At 28.8% G+C, this 20,168-nt stretch carries 21 protein-coding genes and 2 pseudogenes; 19 read left to right on the forward strand and 4 right to left on the reverse strand.

The genetic code is table 11. The annotated features are described in order from the left end of the window. Positions 1-6: 6 nt before the first annotated feature. Complete coding sequence (locus tag Q5O44_RS01695; protein ID WP_291660930.1) at positions 7-354, forward strand: hypothetical protein; 348 nt, start codon at positions 7-9, stop codon at positions 352-354. Positions 355-378: 24 nt separating this feature from the next. Here the strand turns inward: Q5O44_RS01695 and Q5O44_RS01700 are convergent, their stop codons facing one another. Then, entirely contained in the window at positions 379-1,422 is a 1,044-nt protein-coding gene (locus Q5O44_RS01700) for a CehA/McbA family metallohydrolase (protein WP_022166653.1), read from the reverse strand. 121 nt (positions 1,423-1,543) lie between these two features. On the opposite strand from Q5O44_RS01700, the gene Q5O44_RS01705 reads away from it, so the two are divergent. Beyond that, the gene (locus Q5O44_RS01705) at positions 1,544-2,044 is read left to right on the forward strand and encodes a gamma carbonic anhydrase family protein (RefSeq protein ID WP_022211099.1); all 501 of its coding nucleotides are present in this window, start codon (positions 1,544-1,546) and stop codon (positions 2,042-2,044) included. A 13-nt stretch (positions 2,045-2,057) separates the two neighbouring features. Then, positions 2,058-2,891, forward strand: a complete 834-nt coding sequence (locus tag Q5O44_RS01710) for a S1 RNA-binding domain-containing protein (protein WP_022166655.1) — start codon at positions 2,058-2,060, stop codon at positions 2,889-2,891. A 70-nt stretch (positions 2,892-2,961) separates the two neighbouring features. On the opposite strand, the gene Q5O44_RS01715 is transcribed toward Q5O44_RS01710, so the two are convergent. Both Q5O44_RS01715 and Q5O44_RS01720 read right to left on the reverse strand, forming a co-directional pair. Continuing rightward, a complete protein-coding gene (locus Q5O44_RS01715) occupies positions 2,962-3,453 on the reverse strand; it encodes a restriction endonuclease (protein ID WP_022166656.1) in 492 nt (163 codons plus the stop codon). Next, positions 3,446-4,000: a restriction endonuclease gene (locus Q5O44_RS01720; RefSeq protein WP_022166657.1), complete on the reverse strand. Its 555-nt coding sequence runs from the start codon at positions 3,998-4,000 to the stop codon at positions 3,446-3,448. Before Q5O44_RS01720 ends, Q5O44_RS01715 begins: the two co-directional genes overlap by 8 nt. Positions 4,001-4,204: 204 nt before the next feature. Between Q5O44_RS01720 and Q5O44_RS01725 the strand changes: the two genes are divergently transcribed. The 10 genes and pseudogenes from Q5O44_RS01725 to Q5O44_RS01770 form a co-directional block, all read left to right on the forward strand. Then, the gene (locus Q5O44_RS01725) at positions 4,205-4,591 is read left to right on the forward strand and encodes a hypothetical protein (protein ID WP_291660886.1); all 387 of its coding nucleotides are present in this window, start codon (positions 4,205-4,207) and stop codon (positions 4,589-4,591) included. Between the two features lie 81 nt (positions 4,592-4,672). After that, positions 4,673-5,095 carry a YaaR family protein gene (locus Q5O44_RS01730; protein ID WP_022166659.1) on the forward strand — a complete coding sequence of 141 codons (423 nt, stop codon included), beginning with the start codon at positions 4,673-4,675 and terminating at the stop codon, positions 5,093-5,095. Positions 5,096-5,116: 21 nt separating this feature from the next. Continuing rightward, positions 5,117-6,832: an ABC transporter ATP-binding protein gene (locus Q5O44_RS01735; RefSeq protein ID WP_022166660.1), complete on the forward strand. Its 1,716-nt coding sequence runs from the start codon at positions 5,117-5,119 to the stop codon at positions 6,830-6,832. 229 nt (positions 6,833-7,061) lie between these two features. Next, entirely contained in the window at positions 7,062-7,376 is a 315-nt protein-coding gene (trxA, locus tag Q5O44_RS01740; RefSeq protein ID WP_022166661.1) for a thioredoxin, read from the forward strand. A gap of 16 nt (positions 7,377-7,392) precedes the next feature. After that, positions 7,393-8,253, forward strand: coding sequence for an NAD(P)/FAD-dependent oxidoreductase (locus tag Q5O44_RS01745; RefSeq protein WP_022166662.1), 861 nt, complete (start codon positions 7,393-7,395; stop codon positions 8,251-8,253). Positions 8,254-8,361: 108 nt separating this feature from the next. Continuing rightward, positions 8,362-10,290 carry an HIRAN domain-containing protein gene (locus tag Q5O44_RS01750; protein ID WP_022166663.1) on the forward strand — a complete coding sequence of 643 codons (1,929 nt, stop codon included), beginning with the start codon at positions 8,362-8,364 and terminating at the stop codon, positions 10,288-10,290. Between the two features lie 78 nt (positions 10,291-10,368). Beyond that, a pseudogene (locus Q5O44_RS01755) lies at positions 10,369-10,644 on the forward strand (deoxynucleoside kinase); the annotation flags it as partial. A gap of 382 nt (positions 10,645-11,026) precedes the next feature. Continuing rightward, on the forward strand, positions 11,027-11,197 hold the full coding sequence (locus Q5O44_RS01760) for a hypothetical protein (RefSeq protein WP_302637139.1): 171 nt from the start codon (positions 11,027-11,029) through the stop codon (positions 11,195-11,197). Positions 11,198-11,408: 211 nt separating this feature from the next. After that, positions 11,409-13,244: a group II intron reverse transcriptase/maturase gene (gene ltrA, locus Q5O44_RS01765; protein ID WP_022166665.1), complete on the forward strand. Its 1,836-nt coding sequence runs from the start codon at positions 11,409-11,411 to the stop codon at positions 13,242-13,244. A 105-nt stretch (positions 13,245-13,349) separates the two neighbouring features. After that, positions 13,350-13,739, forward strand: a pseudogene (locus Q5O44_RS01770) (deoxynucleoside kinase); the annotation flags it as partial. A gap of 16 nt (positions 13,740-13,755) precedes the next feature. Here the strand turns inward: Q5O44_RS01770 and Q5O44_RS01775 are convergent. Further along, positions 13,756-15,660, reverse strand: coding sequence for an NAD(+) synthase (locus Q5O44_RS01775; RefSeq protein WP_022166667.1), 1,905 nt, complete (start codon positions 15,658-15,660; stop codon positions 13,756-13,758). A 431-nt stretch (positions 15,661-16,091) separates the two neighbouring features. On the opposite strand from Q5O44_RS01775, the gene Q5O44_RS01780 reads away from it, so the two are divergent. The 6 genes from Q5O44_RS01780 (at position 16,092) to Q5O44_RS01805 (ending at position 20,155) form a co-directional block, all read left to right on the forward strand. Further along, positions 16,092-16,520 (forward strand): NfeD family protein, encoded by a 429-nt coding sequence (locus Q5O44_RS01780; protein WP_022166668.1) that lies wholly within the window; start codon positions 16,092-16,094, stop codon positions 16,518-16,520. Position 16,521: 1 nt separating this feature from the next. Beyond that, positions 16,522-17,460, forward strand: coding sequence for an SPFH domain-containing protein (locus Q5O44_RS01785; RefSeq protein ID WP_022166669.1), 939 nt, complete (start codon positions 16,522-16,524; stop codon positions 17,458-17,460). 174 nt (positions 17,461-17,634) lie between these two features. Next, positions 17,635-17,838, forward strand: a complete 204-nt coding sequence (locus tag Q5O44_RS01790) for a GNAT family N-acetyltransferase (protein ID WP_022166670.1) — start codon at positions 17,635-17,637, stop codon at positions 17,836-17,838. Positions 17,839-17,944: 106 nt separating this feature from the next. Then, positions 17,945-19,042, forward strand: coding sequence for a VanZ family protein (locus tag Q5O44_RS01795; protein ID WP_022166671.1), 1,098 nt, complete (start codon positions 17,945-17,947; stop codon positions 19,040-19,042). Between the two features lie 48 nt (positions 19,043-19,090). After that, entirely contained in the window at positions 19,091-19,573 is a 483-nt protein-coding gene (locus Q5O44_RS01800; RefSeq protein WP_022166672.1) for a GNAT family N-acetyltransferase, read from the forward strand. A 180-nt stretch (positions 19,574-19,753) separates the two neighbouring features. Beyond that, a complete protein-coding gene (locus tag Q5O44_RS01805; protein ID WP_370545559.1) occupies positions 19,754-20,155 on the forward strand; it encodes an N-acetyltransferase family protein in 402 nt (133 codons plus the stop codon). The last annotated feature ends 13 nt before the right edge of the window (positions 20,156-20,168 follow it).

The raw sequence follows: 20,168 nt of genomic DNA on the forward strand, positions 1-20,168 counted from the left end.
TTAATGTTGAATTTCTTAAGATGGATATTATATTTCATATTATTATTTGCTTTGACTTTGGGAGTGTCATTTTTAGGTAGAAAATATGTTTTTTCAAAAGTTAGAATAAATAAATTTATTCCATTGGCAATTGCAATTATATTATTAGTTATACAAATGTTCCTACCAAACATTGTTAGTTGGGGAAGTAATATCATTGTTGTGATTACAATGACTATACTAACAGTTACTTTTTTCATGTGGTTCTTAGAGATACAAGCTACTGGAGGCCCTAAGAAAAAAGAAAAAGAAATAGTTATTAGACCTAAGGCTAAACCTAACAGAGTTAAGCATTTAAATAAAGATGCAAAATAATCATATTTCATATTGGACTGCTGATTAAATTTCAGTAGTCCAATTTTTGTTTTTAATTAACGCATCTTCAACAAAGATAGGAGAGCTTAATGCTACTTTATTGTTTTCTTGCAACACTCGAACTACATACCATGTTTCGTTTTCTTCATGAATGTGTTCATAAAAATAGCGAATATAGTTTAGATTTATATTTTCAATACTCTTTATTATATTTCCTTTATTGGAGATAATTTGTATATGAAGTATTCTGTATTTTACATCTTCCACAAAGATACTGAATTTTAATTTATTTGAAGTAATAAATAATGTATCTCCCATGAATGTGTCATTTAAAAGGAAATGGAATTTTAAAAATTTAGATTCTGTTGAATAGGTACGATGGTTTCTAAATGCATCAATTAATGCGTTTTTAGATAATTCATTACCTATATAGGCTGTGAGGTACTCTGAATCAGAGAAGTTTATGCGGTGATTGTCTTGACCGTTTATGGCACTTAACTTCCAGCCTTTATCTAGTAGAGCAAAGTAATATTTATCATGCCTAGTGTATTTAGAAGCAGGATTTCCGTTACAAACTTCAATGGAAGTTATAAGCTTATTTAAAATAGAATTATACTGAAGATTAAGTATGTTTTTATGAGGATGATTTATTGATATAAATGAGTTATTATTATTTAGCATCCATAAGGTTAGTAAACGGATATCAGATACAGTTCCAGTAAAAAAAGAATTTGGATTTATTATATTTAAATCACCATAAACACTTTTACATTCAAAGCCTAAAATAGGAATAAAGTTAGAGGAGTTTTTACAAGCTTTAGTAGTAATTATGGTACTTAATTCCCATTTGGTGATAAGGTCATCTTTATATTTTGTTTTAGTAATTAAAAAGTCATTATGGTCAGTTAAGAATAAAAAATCCAGGCCGCATTTAATAGCTGCAGTATATATTTCAAGTGGATTTCCTTTTCCAGTTGAATAACTACAATGGCAATGAGGAATACCATAATAGTATTTAATTTTATTTGGATCAAAAGTTAAATTATTTCGATGCCTACTTTTACTCAAAAACTTTCCTCACAAAATGTTATTTATTCTATATATAGTATTCTAATCATTAAAATAATGACAATAATAACAAAGAGTGATAAAATAAAGTGATAATTTTAGCCAAGAGGTGAGTGGGAGTATGAAATTGCAGTTTAATGGCGTAGCCCCTAGTATAAATGAAAATGCATATGTATCGGAATCAGTAGATATTATAGGTGATGTTAAAGTTGAAGAAAACGTAAGCATTTGGTTTGGTGCCAGGTTAAGAGCTGATATGAACAAGATAGTAATAGGAGCAAATAGTAATATTCAAGAAAATGCTGTAGTGCATGTTGATATAGAAAGTCCTGTAATTATAGGTGAAAATGTTACTATAGGACATAGTGCTATTATTCATGGGTGCAATATAAGTAATAATGTTTTAGTTGGAATGGGTAGTATAATATTAAATAATGCTAAAATCTCAAAAAATTCAATTGTTGGAGCTGGTGCATTAGTAACTCAAGGTAAGGAGTTTGAAGAAGGGGTACTTATATTAGGTAATCCTGCAAAGGCTGTTAGGAAGTTATCAGAAGAAGAAATTAAAAGCATTAAGAGGTCAGCAGACAATTATGTTGCTTTAAGTAAAAAATATAAGTAATTAGGAGGTCTACATGTTAAGAATAGGCGAGTATAATAAAATGAAAGTTGATAGAGAAAAAGACTTTGGATTTTATTTAAGAGAATTAGATGGAAGAGCTGAAGTACTACTTCCAAAATCATTACTAGAAGGAAATAAAGTAAGTGTTGGTGATGAAGTAGAAGTATTTATATATAGAGATTCAAAAGATAGAGCTTTAGCTACATTTAAAAAGCCTTTAGCAAAGGCTTTTGACGTTGCGTATTTAAAAGTTGTACAACAAAGTGAATTTGGTGCATTTATAGATTTCGGTTTAGATAGGGATATTTTTGTTCCTCTAAAAGAGCAAAGATATAAATTACATACTGGTAAGAAATATTTATTCTATATTTATGTAGATAAGACAGATAGATTAGCAGCAACAACTGAAGTTGAAAATTACATAGAAATTGGTGAAGGATATAAAGTAGGTGACGAAGTTACTGCAATGGTATATTCAAAAACACCAGCTGGAACTTTAAATGTTGCCATAGATGGAAAATATAAGGGGTTAGTATTACCAAATGAATACTATTTCGAAGTTCATCCAGGTCAAGAAATGAAATTAAGAGTTAAAAGAGTATATGAAGATGGCGTAATTGGTTTAACACCTAGAAAGACAAGATTAAATGAAAGAGATGCCCTTCAAGAAAAAATTGTTAAATATATGGAAAAAAACGGTGGGTTTATGACTTTCAATGATAAATCAAGTCCTGAAGATATAAAAGCAACTTTTGGAACAAGTAAAAATTACTTCAAAATGGCTTTAGGTGGATTAATGAAAAAAGGATTAATAGCACAAGATGCAGAGGGATGCAGATTATTATAGTTTATGAAAAAATATAGGTAAATCAGAAAAGCTGATTTACCTATATTTTTATATTAATTTATAAATGAAACTATTTGGGGTGATTAATGCTATACTTTAAATCATCACCAGATATAATTTGAATATAATAATCATTAGGAATAGAAGCAAGTGAGTCTTTAAGAGCCTTGCTTATTGTACCAGTGGTCACTACAATTCCTTTATGAATATTATCTAAAATCATGGATCCTAACAAAGAATCGATATCATCTTTAGTAAGACTTTCAGTACTAGATGATTGCTTACAAAGTACATAAAATGTATTTTGATCTTTAGTGCATACTATATCTTGTGAATGACATTGAGAGTTTGAACAAGTAACAATATTGCTGAAGTTATTATTATATAAAAAGTCACAGGCCCAAATTGTAAATTCATCCTTGGTTAAAGACTGCATATAATTTAAGATATCTGCGGATTTAACGTATTCTTTCTTCAGTTTATAAATTAGATATATGTTTTTAATAAGCTTACCTATGAAAGGAGAAATAAGTACTAAAAATATATAGATATAATCAAACATATTTACCCTCCTTAGAAGTAAGTGTATTTAAATTTCTAATGAATCTGCTGAGTTCATAACCATCTATTAGCTTAATTTCAAAAGAAGAGTTATTGTTAAATGCATTGACAGCTTTAATATAATCAGTATTAAAAACTGAGTTAGTAAATAAAATTCCTTTTTTACATTGATGCTTTACCATATTAGCAATAAATATATCAAGCCAAGGTTTATTTGTTGAATCAGATTCTTTCTTGTGGTAGGAAATAAGCGAAATATAAATGTTATCTTCATTTAGGGAACAAGTAAGTGATGGATTTGATATATCTGAATCCTTTAATACTCTTATATCTTTATATCCTTTTTTAGAAAGATAAGTATTTACCAAGGATAGTAAATTACAAGAGTCAATGCCTATTAAGTCTTTTATTGATAAAAATCCTTTACTCTTTTGCATAGTGTTAATTTCTTTAGTGATTGCATGTTGTTTCAATTGAAGCAAATAATTTACAATTTTTATAAAAAATAATAAAGAAAAAAACACCATTAAATAAATTAAAAATTTCATAAATATATCACCTCTTAGTTTGAAGTATATCCTAAAAAATAACCTATTATACAAATGAAGAAAATGGGAAAAAGATAATAAAAGTGGTAAAAATAAAAAAATATTTGAATATTTTTGTCAGAAAGTTATAATAGAAATAAGATGAAAAATATATACATAAAATTAATTGATAATTTTTTATCAGTTATAGGAGTGGAGGATAGTATGGGAAAGGTTGTTAAATCTACTATAGTTATTTACGACGATTTTAAAAATATACTTATTGCAGAGAGGGGAAAAGGAAAGAACACTCCAAAGCAATGGGGGCTATTTAGCAAAGAATTAAAAGGAAAAGAAACGGCAGAAAGGGCTATAATAAAGGCTGTAGATAAAGATATAAAATGTACTATCTTTGATTTAGAGACTTTTAACGAATATAGTGTTAATGATAATAGTGATGAAATTATTCAAGTTTATACAGGAACAGTAAGAGAGTATATTACTACCCATAAATCAATTAACACTGTAAGATGGATAGGTAAAAAAGACATAGAGAATTATAATTTTTCTGATGAAGATTTAAAAATTATAAAAGAGTATTTTTCAATATAGTAAGAAATGCTTAAGATGGCATAGTGCATATGTATCTTAAGCATTATTTATATAAAAATAAATAAACAGAGGATGAATAATATGGAAATAGGAAGAGTTCGAAGAGGAAATGCATTGACTCAAGAAATAAAGATGTCAGGGAATAAAAAAGATTTTTCCCAAAGTTTTAATCAAGCTAGAGATAGGCGCTCACAAGAACAACTTAAGCAGCTTATTGATGATATAAAAAAGAAGGGCAATAGGCTTATAATAACAAAGACTTATATAGATGTAATAAATTATAAAAAGATGATTAAAGAATATTTAGAATCTGTATTAAAATATATGTATGAAACTAAGAAGGATATAAGCTTTTGGCAAACTCAATATTTTATTACAGTAAATACTATAGATGGAAAGTTAGAAGAATTAACATCCGCATTTTTGAATGGAGAAATGGAAAATATAAATATTGCAGCAACTGTTGATGAGATACAGGGATTAGTGGTGGATATTTATAGATAAATAAAAAAAGGGGGAAAATTAATGTTAAAAAGTTTTATAAGATTTTATAAGCCATATAAAAAATTATTCTTTTTAGATTTGTTGGTGGCAACCATAGCATCGGTATGTGAATTAATATATCCAATGCTTACAAGAACATTAATAAATGAAACTATACCTAATAGAAATATAAGGACTATTGGTGTATTTGCAGTAACTTTAATTATATTATATGTAATCAAGGCAGCCTGTGCATATTTTATGCAATATTGGGGACATGTAGTTGGTGTAAGGATGCAGGCTGATATGAGGAGGGAGTTATTCAATCATTTAGAAAGGCTTCCTAATAAGTATTTTGATAATACTAAAACTGGGGAAATAATGAGTAGGATGATTAATGATTTAATGGATATTTCTGAACTTGCTCATCATGGGCCAGAAAATATATTTATTTCGGCAATAATGTTTATTGGGTCATTCATAATATTAGCAGGAATAAATATAAAACTTACTTTTATTATATTTACAGTACTTCCTATTATAGTTGTCTTTACATTGTATGAAAGAAAAAAGATGAAAAAGGCTTTTATGCAAACGAGAATTGAAACAGCGGAAGTAAATTCAACTTTAGAAAATTCCATAGCAGGAATTAGGACATCTAAAGCTTTCTTAGGACAGAAGTATGAAGAAGAAAAGTTTGAAAAGGGAAATGTTAGATTTAAGGAAGCAAGAGAAAAAGCGTACAAGGTTATGGCAGAATACTCTTCAGGAGTGAATTTTGGACTTGATCTTTTAGATTATGTAGTTTTAATAATTGGTGGAATATTTACTTATTATGATTTAATAAATCTTGGAGATTTCCTAGCTTATGTCTTATATATAAAATTATTTAAGCAACCGATAAAAACAATAGTGGAGTTTATGGAACAATATCAAAATGGTATGACAGGATTTAAGAGATACCTTACCATCATGGAAGAGCAAGAGGAAAAAGAAGGAAGTGAAAAGTTAAGTGATGTAAAAGGAAAAATTACTTTTGATAATATTCATTTTAGCTATGAAGATAATAAGGTGTTAAACGGATTAAGCCTTAATATAGAAGCAGGTAAAATGCTTGCCTTAGTTGGACCTTCTGGTGGAGGAAAAAGCACCTTCTGTAATCTTATCCCAAGATTCTATGATGTGGATGGAGGAGATATATTAATAGATGATAAGAGTATTTATGACTTAACATTAGAATCATTAAGAAGCAAAATTGGTATTGTTCAACAGGAAGTATTTTTATTTACAGGAACTATCAAGGAAAATATTAAATATGGTAAGCAGGATGCCACTGATGATGAAATCATAGAAGCTGCAAAAAGAGCAAATATTCATAATTTTATTATAAATCTTCCAGAAGGATATGATACTTTCATAGGTGAAAGAGGAGTGAAGCTTTCAGGAGGTCAAAAGCAGAGGTTATCAATTGCGAGAGTATTTCTTAAGAATCCTCCAATATTAATTTTAGATGAAGCCACTTCTGCTTTAGATAATGTAACAGAATTTTTAATTCAAAAATCCTTAGAAGAATTATGTAAGGGAAGAACTACAATTGTAGTTGCTCATAGGTTATCTACTATAAAAAATGCAGATGAAATTATTGTGCTTACAGATAAAGGAATTGAAGAAAGAGGAAATCATGAAGAGCTTTTAAGAAAAGATGGAATATATGCAGAATTAAATAAATATGCTGAAAAACATAAGAGTATCAGCTAACTTAAAAATAAAATTAAGATAAATAAGATGGACATGCAATATGTATAATTATATCTATTAAAGGTAAATTATTAATATATAGTATGTTCCATTTTTTTATTGCATTAAGTTTAAAATAAAATAATATTGCATAGAATAGTGATGTATAAATAGTGTATTGACTTATTTATAAAGTAGTTGTAGAATTTAAACAAAGAAATACCCCATGGGGGTACAAGGAGGATTTAAAATGGTAGAACATATAAATGAAAATGATTTTGTATCTAAGGTAGTAGAATTCGACGGGATTTCAGTAGTAGATTTCTGGGCTGAATGGTGTGGTCCATGTAAGATGATAGCACCTATATTTGAAGAGGTTGCAGGAGAATTAACTAATGCTAAATTTGTTAAAGCTAATGTAGATGAATGCCCTAATTTAGCTGGTAAATATAGAGTTGCAAGCATTCCAACAATAATGGTATTTAAAGATGGTGCTCCAATTGAAACTTTAGTTGGATTTATGCCTAAAGATCAATTAAAGAACGCAATAGCTAAACATCTTTAAGAGATAGAGGTGCTAAGTGGAAAGAGTTGATATTGCTATAGTTGGAAGTGGTCCAGCAGGACTATCAGCAGCATTAAATGCAAAGATTAGAAATAAGAGCTTTATTGTCTTTGGGAATAACAATTTATCAAATAAGGTAATTAAAGCATCAAAGATAAATAACTACTTAGGTTTCTATGGAGTTACAGGAAAAGACCTAGCAGAAAAATTTAAAGAACATATAAATTCAATGGATATTAAAATAACTGAAGAAAGAGTTAATAATATTTATGCCATGGGTGATTATTTTGCACTTATGGTAAATGAAAAAATGTATGAAGCTAAAACTATTATTTTAGCCACTGGAATGGAAGTTGGTAAGACTTTAGAAGGTGAAGAAAGGCTGCTAGGAAAAGGTGTAGGATATTGTGCAACTTGTGATGCGCCTTTATATAGAGATAAAGTTGTTACTGTCATAGGATATAATAAAGAAGCTGAAGAAGAAGCAAATTATGTCAGTGAATTAGCTTCTAAAGTTAATTATGTTGCTATGTATAAAGATGAATATGATCTTAAGGATGACATAGAGGTAGTAGTTGACAGACCTTTAGAAATACTAGGAGATACAAAAGTAAATGCTGTTAGATTTAAAGATAAAGAAATTGAAAGCGATGGAGTTTTTGTATTAAGAGATAGCATATCACCTGGACAGCTTGTTCCAGGGCTATTGATGGAAAACGGCCACATTAAAGTTGATAGAACTATGGCTACAAATATACCAGGATGTTTTGCAGCTGGAGACTGTGTTGGTGTACCATATCAATATATAAAATCAGCAGGTGAAGGTAATATTGCTGCTTTAAGTGCAGTTAAATATTTAGATGGATTAGGAAAATAATATATTATTTAAAGATAGGTTATCATTAAAATTATTTAATGATGACCTATTATTTTTGCAAAGATATGTTACAATTATACATATATGGTATAAAGAGGGGGAAGAGGTATGGTTATAAGTAATTTATATAAAAATCTAATGGAACATTGGAAGAAAGATGGATATAGCATTTATAAAGATCAAGATCTAAGTGAAGCGGGTAAAAATGATTGTGAAGAATTATATCTAAATGACCCTCTAGAAGCAGAAGTAAAAAATCAGCTAGCTACAGAACTTATTGAGATGTTTTTTGAAAATTATCATAGACAATATGTTGATGATGATATAATAAATTATTTAAATAGAAATCCTTTAGTAAGATATTATTTTGCCTTTGAGGAAAAATTAAATGTTTATATTAAAGAAGGATTAATAAATAGAAATAATCTTTTTTCAATAGCACAATATTATTTATTAGATAGTAATGATGTGGAAGGAATAAAATTTGCTCTATCACTATTAAGATATTGTGGAAATGAAGAAGCTGAAGAAATATTAAAGGCATTTTCCAATCATAATGAATTTATTTTTTATTGTATAGAAGGCCTTAAAGAATATGATAAGTGTAATAGTATAATTTTTGAGATAGCAAAAGTAGCAAGAGGTTATGGCAAGATAATGGCAATAACTAATTTAGAATATATAAATGATGAAATAAAAAAATGGGTTATTGAAGCAGAGGCAGATAATGAAATGCTTGAAACTGTCCTTGTTGCAATGACTTACAATAATGATTACTATATTGAGTATTTCTTTGGTGATGAATATACAGAAGAAAAGTATAATTTATTGACTAAAAAACTAAAGGAATTATATACCTTAAAAGGATTTTTCATTGAACATATAACTATAGATATAGTATATGGTTATTGGAATTATTACAGAAAGTTTGGTAAGAATTTTAATTCTCTATATGTAATGTGCCAATTATTATCATTATTTTTAAAGGAAGATGATGATGATGTACAATTGATGGAAGTCATATCAATGTCATCAGAAGATAAGGTAAAGATAGAGGAAATGAAAAATATTTTAATAAATGATGATAATGATAGTATCATTAAGATGGCACTAGCTGATGAAAGTTGTAATGTAGATGAAATAGTTGACCTAGCCCTAGCTGTAAATGTATGCCTTAAATATGATGATTTTGAAGCAAGATTATGGAAAGATTCATCGCAAGTTAGTATTTATAACTATATTATGACTGAATGCCATAGAGAATCAAAAGAAAAACTTATTGAATTTGCAAAGGTATATTTAGATATAGACAGGGTTACAGAAGGTGCTGAAGCACTAGATGAGGAAAGTCTAGATTATAAATATATTGTTGATAGTTGTTTGTATTTAATTGTAGCATATATGGGTGAATTGAAAGATAAGTATATTGATATAAATATAAAAGCTTTAAGTGCAAGATACACCCCAACTAGACGAGCAGCTCTTAATAATTTGAGAGGTATGAATTATGAATACTTAAATAATTATATTTACATTATTGAAAGCTGTTATAAAAGAGAAGTGAATAGAGAGCTTAAGCAAAGTATCATAAGATTTTTAGATGGGCTTAATAGTAAAAAGAAAAGACAATATGAAAGCATTGGTGATGTAAGAGTATCTCCATATACAAAAGATGCATTTTTGACTATAACAAAAGTTGAGGAAATGGATAAATTTGATTTGACCATAGTAGAAAATAAAATAACGCCAGGAGCATTAGTTTATTTAAAGAGGGATAAAGATAACACTGAAGATAAAAATTCCATTATGGTGTTAACAGAAAAGGGATACTTGTTAGGATATGTGTCTAAGGAAAATAACTATATATTAAAAAATCTAATGGATTGGGGTAAAATATTATATGGACAAATAAAAAGTGTAGATGAAGATTATATGTCTATGGAAATAAAGGTATATTTAAGCTATGTTGATGTAATGAGGGAAGTTAAGGATACATTTAATATGGTGACAGATCAATCAATGGGGTATTTGAATTAAAATATAAGTGCTTGACTTTAATGTATTTTCCAAGTATTATATTTGAACGTACAAAAGAAAAAAAAGGAAAGGTGAAAGATGTTGATAGTTGTAGGTGGAATGATTGGCTTAGGAAAAAGCTCAGTGGCAGAAATATTAGGAAATCACTTTAATAGTGAAGTATTTTATGAAAGTGTGGATGATAATCCTATCTTACCGTTATTTTATAGTGAGTCTGAAGAAGAAATACTAAAAAATAGATATCCATTTTTATTGCAACTTTACTTTTTAAATACAAGATTTAAAAGTATTAAAGAAGCGCTATATAATGATAATAATGTTCTTGATAGATCAATTTATGAAGATTGGTATTTTGGTGCGACTTGTTGCTAGACAAAAGGAAGCGAGGGTTTCCTACAAAACTAGCCTAATTATTAAAGATTAATAATTAGAACTGTTATTGCGAAGAGTAGAATGATAGGGTAACGCCTTGAAATGCTCTCTCAAAGTTACGATTAGCATAACATTGAGTGAACAATGTTATGTTAAAAGCTCGTTAAAACGGATTAGGTATTACCGTAAGATGTGGTTAAACAAATCATAACACGAAAAGCGAACTAGAGGTAGTCGAGTAATATATGGTTCTAGAGTCCATAAACTATCTATGGTTAGGATGCTCAACATAAATTGAGCTGACGAAGTTGGGAATGTACGGGTCTAAAACCGGAACTTCTCGAAAGGGATGTATCATCTAAGTATGATTTTAGTGTGGGTAAGTAAAATTCGAAGTTATGAAAATCCATATAGTGTTACAGGCACTATCAAGCTAAAAGGCTCAGACCAACGACCTAAGGATAGATGTAAGGATAGCGATAATGGAACAAGGGAAGCATGGAATATGGAGTGTTCACTCACTATGAAGTATTAATAAGGAAAGGTTAAACAACTATAACTTATTTTAATCCATGTGAAAGTGGTGGCATGAAGCTATGAAAAATTTTGTAATGAAATGTGAGCAATAGCCACTAGACAATTTGAAGTTAAAACTTTAGAAGTTAAATAATTTTAATCAAGGTTCGAGTAAGACTAAGAGATGTTGGAGAGCTATCTGAAACCGAATTTCAGATAAGGAGACAGACTTGACAACTAAAATCTTAAAGAAACAGAAACTCAGGAACAATGAGTATTACGATATACAAGATGTTTTTGACAGCTTATACAGCAAGTCTCTAGAAAACAAAAACTTCACTAAACTCATGGAGTTAATTACAACTAGGGAAAACATTCTACTAGCATACAGAAACATCAAAAAGAATAAAGGTTCAATGACTAAGGGGACAGATGCAAGAGATATCACTTTTTACAGTAATATGCCACAAGATGTGTTTGTTAAACACATCCAAAATATGTTCCGAAATTACCATCCGAAAAGTGTAAGAAGAGTCGAAATTCCAAAACCAAATGGAAAAATGAGACCGCTAGGAATACCATGCATGGGAGACAGAATCGTACAACAATGTATTAAACAAGTTCTAGAACCTATATGCGAAGCGAAATTCCATAAACACAGCTACGGATTTAGACCTAACAGGTCAACACATCATGCCATATCAAGAAGTATGTCTTTAATAAATATGAACAAACTTCACTATGTGGTTGACATTGATATAAAAGGTTTCTTCGATAATGTGAATCACAGTAAATTAAAGAAACAAATGTGGAATTTAGGAATACAAGATAAAAACCTTATATCAATAATTGATAAAATACTTAAATCAGAAATCGATACTGTAGGTGCTCCAACAAAAGGAACGCCACAAGGAGGTATTTTATCGCCACTTCTTTCTAATATAGTTCTTAATGAACTTGACTGGTGGATAAGTAATCAATGGGAATCATTTCAGACAGCCCATGACTACACAACCGTTAGAAAGAATGGGTATGTAGACCAATCTAACAAATATAAAACAATGAAAACCACTAACTTAAAAGAGATATGGCTCGTGAGATATGCAGATGATTTCAAAATATTCTGTAGAGACTATAAAACTGCAAATAAGATTTACATAGCTACCAAACAATGGTTGAAAGAAAGACTAAGGTTAGAGATAAGCGAAGATAAATCTAAAATAACTAATCTCAAAACAAACTATACCGAATTTCTAGGTTTCAGACTAATGGCTAAACCAAAGAAAGGTAAATATGTATGTCAAAGCAGAATGTCTGAAAAGGCACGAAATAGTGTAACTACAAAGTTAAAACATCAGATAGTCTACATGAGAAGTAATTATGAAGCTAAACAAGTAAACAAACTAAATGCTATGATTCTAGGAGTCCATAACTACTACAAAATAGCAACAAATGTCAGTTTTGACTTCAATACAATAAATTACTTAACATCAATAACCTTACACAACAGATTAAAACAAGTAATTTCTAACAAACCCTCAACTTCCAAAGTCTTTAAAAAGTTTTATGGTAAGTATAAAGGGAAAATAAGAACAATTAGTAATGTAAGTATATATCCTCTTAACGGAATATCTACATCACCACCAATGAACTTCACTCAAGAGATTTGCAACTATACAGTTATAGGTAGAGAGTTAGTGCATAAGAAGTTAAACAACGATTATCACTTTCTAGTTAGATACCTACTAAACAACGTTAGAAATTGTGAATCCACTGAATACAGTGATAACAGAATATCATTAATAATAGCACAAAAAGGTAATTGTGGTGTGACAGGAGAACCGCTTAACATATGCGATATGCAATGTCATCATAAACTTCCTAAATCACAGGGAGGAACGGATACGTATAAAAACCTAATATGGGTTAATGAAGATATACACAAATTGATACACGCAACCAAAGAGGAAACAATAAATAAATACTTACAGAAACTAAGACTTAACGAGAAAAGTCTTGAGAAACTTAATTCTTTAAGAGAACAAGTTGGAAATTTAACTATTTAAATAATAACTGAAAATTGTTGGAACGCCGTATGAGCTGGAAACTCTCACGTACGGTGTGAAGTGGGGGAAAAGATGAAGATAACATCAAAGTCTTACCTATCACTATCTAAAAAGAACATGGAGCTTGGAAGAATTTCAGAACTTGAAATGAACACTTATGAAGGGCTTCTTGAAAATATGCTAGAAGAGTTAAAGGAATTACCTAAAAAATCACCAGATATAATGGTATATTTAAAAGGATCTTTTGAAACAGTAATGAAGAGAATAAATCTTAGAGGAAGAGAATTTGAAATAGATGAAAGCCTTAAAGAATATTACCATTTCCTATGGAAGGATTATGATAATTGGGTAAATAATCATTATAAAGCATCAGAAGTCCTTATAATAGATATGGATACCATGGATGTTGTAAATAATGAAGCTGATAAGCATAAGCTTATAGAAATGGTGGAAGAAAAGCTTAAAAAAGTTAGAAACAAAAATGACGGAGAGTAATCTCCGTCATTTTTAATTATCTAAAGCTGTTAAATGAAGCATCTGAAGGCATTCTCCAATCTCCTCTTGGGCTAAGAGAGATAGAACCAACCTTTGGACCATCTGGAAGGGCACTTCTCTTAAATTGTTGAGTAAAGAATCTGTAAATAAACTTATCTAGCCATTTAGCAATTTCTTCTGGAGAGTAATCATCCTTAAAGGCCACTTCTGCTAAGAATTGAATTCTTTCTTTTGAAGAACCATGTTTAATAAAATGATATAGGAAGAAATCGTGTAATTCATAAGGTCCTACTATATCTTCAGTCTTTTGAACAATGTCTCCATCTTTTCCTTTTGGAAGAAGTTCAGGGCTTACAGGAGTATCTAATATATCTAAAAGAGTTTCTTTAACTTCTTCAGTAGATTCTTTTTCTGCTACATATTTTACAAGATATCTTACTAGTGTCTTAGGAATTGATGGATTTACTGAATACATGCTCATATGATCTCCATTATAAGTACACCATCCAAGGGCAAGTTCAGATAAATCACCAGTACCTATTAATAATCCGCCTTCCTTGTTGGCAATATCCATCAGTATTTGAGTTCTTTCTCTAGCTTGAACATTTTCATAAGTAACATCATGAATATCTTTATCATGACCAATGTCTTCAAAATGTTGAAGAGCAGCTTTTACTATATTAATTTCTCTTAAATCACAGTTTAATTCTCTGCAAAGAGTTAATGCATTGTTATAAGTTCTATCTGTAGTACCAAAGCCTGGCATTGTAATGGTAATTATGTTTTCATGGTTTATTCCAAGCATATCAAATGTTTTCACTATTACAAGAAGAGCTAAAGTTGAATCAAGACCTCCTGAAATACCAATGACAGCTTTCTTTAAATTAGTGTGTTCAAGGCGTTTTGCTAAAGCTGAACATTGTATATTGAATATTTCCTTACATCTTTCATCTCTTGCAAGAGGATTTGAAGGAACAAAAGGATGTTTATCCACATATCTGTCAAAGTTAGTGATCTTAGTGTTTTTAAAGCAGAAATCTATAGTCTTTATATTAAAAGGTAAAAGCTTGTTCATATCTCTAAAGCTTAGATTTTTTAGTCTTTCAGAATTTAATTTAAATAAATCAATAGATGTTGTAATAACTTCATTATTTCTTTGGAATCTTTCATTTTCTTTTATTATTGAGCCGTTTTCAGCAACTATTAAATGACCACTAAATAGTAAATCAGTAGTAGATTCATGAACTCCAGATGATGAGTATACATAAGCTCCAAGGCATCTAGCACTTTGATTTTCAATAAGTGATAATCTATAATCTTTTTTACTTACCAGTTCATTAGAAGCTGAAGGGTTACCAATAATATTAGCACCAGCTATTGAAAGGTATGAACTAGGTGGAATTGTTACCCATAAATCCTCGCAAACTTCCACACCAAATCTTGCTTCGCCAGCTGTAAATATTAAGTTTGTTCCAAAAGGAATATTATCTTGGAAAGGTAATGATGTGGTTTCATCAATTACGTTAACACCTTCAGTAAACCATCTTTTTTCATAAAATTCACTATAGTTAGGTATATATGATTTTGGAACAATCCCCAATATTTTACCGTTAAATATCATATAAGCACAGTTATATAATATATTATTATGTAAATGAGGTGCTCCTATGGTTATAAGCATATCTTTGTAAAGAGAGTGTTCAAGTATATTTTTCATACCGTTTATAGAGGCATTTAATAAAGCAGAGTTTAAAAATAAGTCACCACATGTATAAGAAGTTACAGCAAGTTCAGGGAATACTAAGTACTTAACTTCTTTATCATAAGCTTCATCAATACATAAATTTATATTTTCTACATTAAAATCAACATCTGCAACTTTTGTTACAGGACATGCAGACCCTACTTTTATAAAATTCATAATATCATCTCCGTTATTTTAAATTTTAAATAAATTAAGTGATTCAATTTCTCCATAAGAGTCTGTCTCTTATCTTTAGTATTATATTATCTAACTAATAAAATACATAAGCGGAGGTTTGTTTCATATATAATGATAAAAGGAAAACCTTAGAAAATCAATGATTTATATTGTGTAATGTGGTTAAAATATAAGATAAAATGCCAAAATAAGGAATATAAATAAAAAGTGCATAGGAATATTAAAAGAGTTAATAAAAAACTTATTTAATAATAAAAAATATCTTTATAAGTGTTAAAAAGTATGATAATATAAGAATATACCAGTTGATGGTAAATAAAAAATACTATTTTATACCAATATGATATATAATTTAATATAACAAAAGATAAATATAAGAATGGATTAATGGTTGAAAGGGGGAATAATTAGTGTTTGAAATAATAATTTGGTTATTAATAGCATTTTTAGTTATAGTAATAGATATAGTAACCAGTAGTTTCATATTCATGTGGTTTTCCATTGGTGCAATTGCAGCAATAATTTTATCACTACTAGGACTAGCAATAAAAATACAGATACTTGCATTTCTGATTATTGGAATTGCTATGGTATGTGTAGGATATCCATGGGCAAAGAAAAAATTTAAAGTTGAAAAGAATCATACACCACTGATGGAAGAAACTTATATTGGTAAAATAATGACAGCAGAAAAAGACATTGATGAAAAAAGTGAGATAAAGGTAAGTGGTATATATTGGACAGCTATCAATAAAGGACCTAAGATAAATAAAGGTGATAAATTTATAATTACAGGTATTGAAGGAAATAAATTAACTGTAAAATTAAAGGAGGATTAATATGGGATTAATAGTTTTAGTAATAATACTTGCAATAGTATTGTTTGTATTATTATCATCAGTGAAAGTAGTAAACACAGGATATTTGTATGTGGTAGAAAGATTAGGGCAATTTAGTAGGATACTTGAACCAGGTTGGCATTTCATCATTCCAGGTATTGATTTTGTTAGAAAAAAAGTTTCAACTAAACAACAAATCTTAGATGTACCACCACAATCAGTAATTACTAAGGATAATGTTAAGATTTCAGTTGATAATGTTATTTTCTATAAAATGCTTAATGCAAAGGATGCAGTTTATAATATTGAAGACTATAAATCAGGTATTGTTTATTCAGCAACAACTAATATAAGAAATATATTAGGTAACATGACACTAGATGAAATATTAAGTGGAAGAGATTTGATTAATCAAAATTTATTAAGCATAATTGACGAGGTTACAGATGCTTACGGTATTAAGATACTATCAGTGGAAATTAAAAACATAATTCCACCAGAAGAAATACAAGAAGCTATGGAAAAACAAATGAAAGCTGAAAGAGATAAGAGAGCTATGATCCTTCAAGCAGAAGGTCAAAGACAATCTCAAATTGAAAAAGCAGAAGGTGAAAAACAAGCTAAAATATTAGCTGCAGAAGCTGAAAAACAAGCTAATATTAGAAGAGCAGAAGGTTTAAGAGAATCTCAATTACTTGAAGCTGAAGGTAAAGCTAAGGCTATTGAACAAATTGCCAAAGCAGAAGCTGAAGCAATTATGAAAGTTAACCAAGCTATTATTAACTCTGGTACTGATGAAAGAGTTATAGCACTTAAACAAGTTGAAGCTCTTAAAGAAATGGCTAATAATCCAGCTAATAAGCTTATATTACCAAATGAGACCTTATCATCATTAGGTAGTATTGCTGCCATTGGGGAAATGCTTAAAAAAGATAAATAATAAATTATGTTAATTAAGGAACTCTTGTGAGTTCCTTTTTTAGTTACATTATCATTGAAAAGGTATTGAAATATAGATATAATAACAATTAATTGAAAATATGTAATATTTTATAAGGTGGTAAAAATGGATATCAGAAAGATTAAAATGGAAGATGCAAATAGTTATTTATAGATGCTTTTAAATTCAGAACTTGATAAATGGGCTAGAGAAAATAATCTAACAAGGCTTGAACTTACTGTTGTTTCTTCTAATATAGTAGCTAAACATCTTTATGAAAAGAATGGATTTAAAATAGAAGGCACTAGAAAAAATGCAATGATTATAGATGATAAATATGTAGATGAATACTATATGGCCAAGCTATATAAAGATTAATGTTATTTCATAAAAAGCTTATCTTCAGTTTTAGCAGTTTTAATTTATTATATTCTACTGTATAATTATGTATAAAATGTAAAAGTAAAGAGGGGTGGGGATTTAAATGTTAGATAGAATTGTAATGTATTTAGTGCAAGCTAGGTACTATTTAGAAAGTTCCCTTGCTATATCTATGGGGATTTTTTTGGTAGCTTTGCTACTGATGTGGATAATCAGTAGATATGGATTAAAAAGAAAAATGAAGATATCAATAAAAAATATGATAATTACATATTTATTGTTGTTATACATAATAGTAATTTTAAAAATTACAGGCATCTTGGGAATGTCCTTTAAGATTACGTGGTTTTTAGATGCTATAAAGTACTGTGAAATAAGAATTCCTTTTGTAGGAAGTTCTATTCTTATGGTTACTTTGAATTTATTGCTTTTTGTACCTTTAGGGTTTTTGATTACAGCTGTATTTAAAAAGATTAATTTTAACTATAAAAAAGTATTATTAAGTGGATGCGTATTTTCATGTTCAATTGAATTTCTACAGTTATTTGCAGGAAGATTCTTTGAAATTGATGATATTATTGCTAATACCTTAGGGACATTAATTGGATATTTATTTTGGCAATCATTTAATGGCATGAGAGATAAAAGAACAAGAGGACAAGCTTTAATTAAAGGTATGGTGACAATTTTATCTACTATTTCATTAATTTTTTGCTTATCGCTGGTAGCAAACAATGATTTTATAACAGAAGATTATGATAAGTATAGTGAGATGGGATTTTTGGAAGAAGAGATAAATGATATTTACAGAGTATCGGTGTATGCTAATGGTGCTGAAAAAGAAATGACTGATTATGATACTTGTTGGCAAGTGTATTCTTCTATTGGAGCTAATATTGGCAATAATGCAAGTTCTTATGTTGAATATCAATGTAATCAAAGTAAAGAGGGTATTATAGGAGATATTGATCAATTATATATAGAAGTAGCATTCAATAAGAAACATAGCTTTACATTTTATAATAACCAAGACTTGCTTTTAGAGAATATAAATCATATTATCTATAGTTTAAAAGATGGAACAGTTTATCTTTCTAGGGAAGGTGATGAAAATTTTACTACTGTTTTAAAATATGAAAATAAAGAATATCCATTTATTATGAATGAAGATGTCTATGAAATGATGGATACATTGTATTAGGAATATTAGAAGTGAATATATTTAAGTAGAAATATAAAGAGGGATTAAATGGTTATAACGAAACGATTAAGATTAAGAAAATTTAAAGAAGATGACTTAGAAGAATTATACGACTATCGAAATAATGATAGTTGCAATAAATATCAAAGATATGATGATACTTCTAAGGAATATTTAAATAATTTTATTAAAGTTAACAAAAGTAGCGAATTTTTATTAGAAGAGGAGCAACATTTTGTAATAGCTTTAAGAACAGGAGAATTAATAGGAGATTTATCAATCTATTTTAATAATAATACAATAACCATCGGTTATACAATTTCTTATAAATATCAGAGAAATGGATATGCTTTTGAAATATTATCAAATCTTATAGAAGTAATTCATGAAAGATATAAAAATTATGAAATTGTAGCAATGACAGATAAGGAAAACGAGGCAAGTATTAATTTGTTGAAAAAATTAGGCTTTGTTAATGAAGGATATGAAGAAAGAGTAGAGTCGTATATCTTTAGTTTATATGCTGATTAGAGAAATAAATTGTGGGTCTATGGGAGGTATAAATGAAGAAAAATAAGATATAAAGACAGTTTCCTTAACTAAGGATCCTCTTAAATCATTAGGGGGCTTTACTGTTCTACCTGATTATGATATTCAATAAAAACTATTGCAGAAGAAACCTATTTTTTATCAAGATATCCTGAAGAAGTAATAACTGATTTAGATAAGGAAAAGGAAATACTTCAGGAGGTTTTAAGTAGCCATAGAGATGTAATGATAAGTGCTTTTATAAATGGAGAAATCATAGGCAATGTTGGTGTTAGAGCTTTAAATAGTAATCTTAAAACAAAGCATAGATCAGGATTAGGCATTGCTATAATAAAAAGATATTGGAATAAAGGCTTAGGTAATATATTAATGGAAGAAGCTTTAAAAGAAGCTGAAAAAATGGGATATGAGCAAATAGAGCTAGCTTTATTTTCAAACAATGAAAAAGCTAAGCATATATATGAGAAGCATGGTTTTGAAGTTTGGGGTATAATGAAAAGGGCTTTTAAACTTAAGGATGGCACGTATTATCATGAAATTAATATGAGAAAATTTCTTAAATAATAAAGGAACAAAA

This window comes from Clostridium sp. CAG:221 (assembly GCA_000435835.1).
Taxonomy (GTDB): Bacteria; Bacillota; Clostridia; order Clostridiales; family Clostridiaceae; genus Clostridium.

What these genes read in the sequence shown, in the direction of transcription:
- Q5O44_RS01705 (WP_022211099.1), top strand. Translation starts at nt 1,544, where the DNA reads ATGAAATTGCAGTTTAATGGCGTAGCCCCTAGTATAAATGAAAATGCA.
- Q5O44_RS01710 (WP_022166655.1), top strand. Translation starts at nt 2,058, where the DNA reads ATGTTAAGAATAGGCGAGTATAATAAAATGAAAGTTGATAGAGAAAAA.
- Q5O44_RS01715 (WP_022166656.1), bottom strand. Translation starts at nt 3,453, where the DNA reads ATGTTTGATTATATCTATATATTTTTAGTACTTATTTCTCCTTTCATA.
- Q5O44_RS01720 (WP_022166657.1), bottom strand. Translation starts at nt 4,000, where the DNA reads ATGAAATTTTTAATTTATTTAATGGTGTTTTTTTCTTTATTATTTTTT.
- Q5O44_RS01725 (WP_291660886.1), top strand. Translation starts at nt 4,205, where the DNA reads ATGGGAAAGGTTGTTAAATCTACTATAGTTATTTACGACGATTTTAAA.
- Q5O44_RS01730 (WP_022166659.1), top strand. Translation starts at nt 4,673, where the DNA reads ATGGAAATAGGAAGAGTTCGAAGAGGAAATGCATTGACTCAAGAAATA.
- Q5O44_RS01735 (WP_022166660.1), top strand. Translation starts at nt 5,117, where the DNA reads ATGTTAAAAAGTTTTATAAGATTTTATAAGCCATATAAAAAATTATTC.
- trxA (WP_022166661.1), top strand. Translation starts at nt 7,062, where the DNA reads ATGGTAGAACATATAAATGAAAATGATTTTGTATCTAAGGTAGTAGAA.
- Q5O44_RS01750 (WP_022166663.1), top strand. Translation starts at nt 8,362, where the DNA reads ATGGTTATAAGTAATTTATATAAAAATCTAATGGAACATTGGAAGAAA.
- Q5O44_RS01760 (WP_302637139.1), top strand. Translation starts at nt 11,027, where the DNA reads ATGATTTTAGTGTGGGTAAGTAAAATTCGAAGTTATGAAAATCCATAT.
- Q5O44_RS01775 (WP_022166667.1), bottom strand. Translation starts at nt 15,660, where the DNA reads ATGAATTTTATAAAAGTAGGGTCTGCATGTCCTGTAACAAAAGTTGCA.
- Q5O44_RS01785 (WP_022166669.1), top strand. Translation starts at nt 16,522, where the DNA reads ATGGGATTAATAGTTTTAGTAATAATACTTGCAATAGTATTGTTTGTA.
- Q5O44_RS01790 (WP_022166670.1), top strand. Translation starts at nt 17,635, where the DNA reads ATGCTTTTAAATTCAGAACTTGATAAATGGGCTAGAGAAAATAATCTA.
- Q5O44_RS01795 (WP_022166671.1), top strand. Translation starts at nt 17,945, where the DNA reads ATGTTAGATAGAATTGTAATGTATTTAGTGCAAGCTAGGTACTATTTA.
- Q5O44_RS01800 (WP_022166672.1), top strand. Translation starts at nt 19,091, where the DNA reads ATGGTTATAACGAAACGATTAAGATTAAGAAAATTTAAAGAAGATGAC.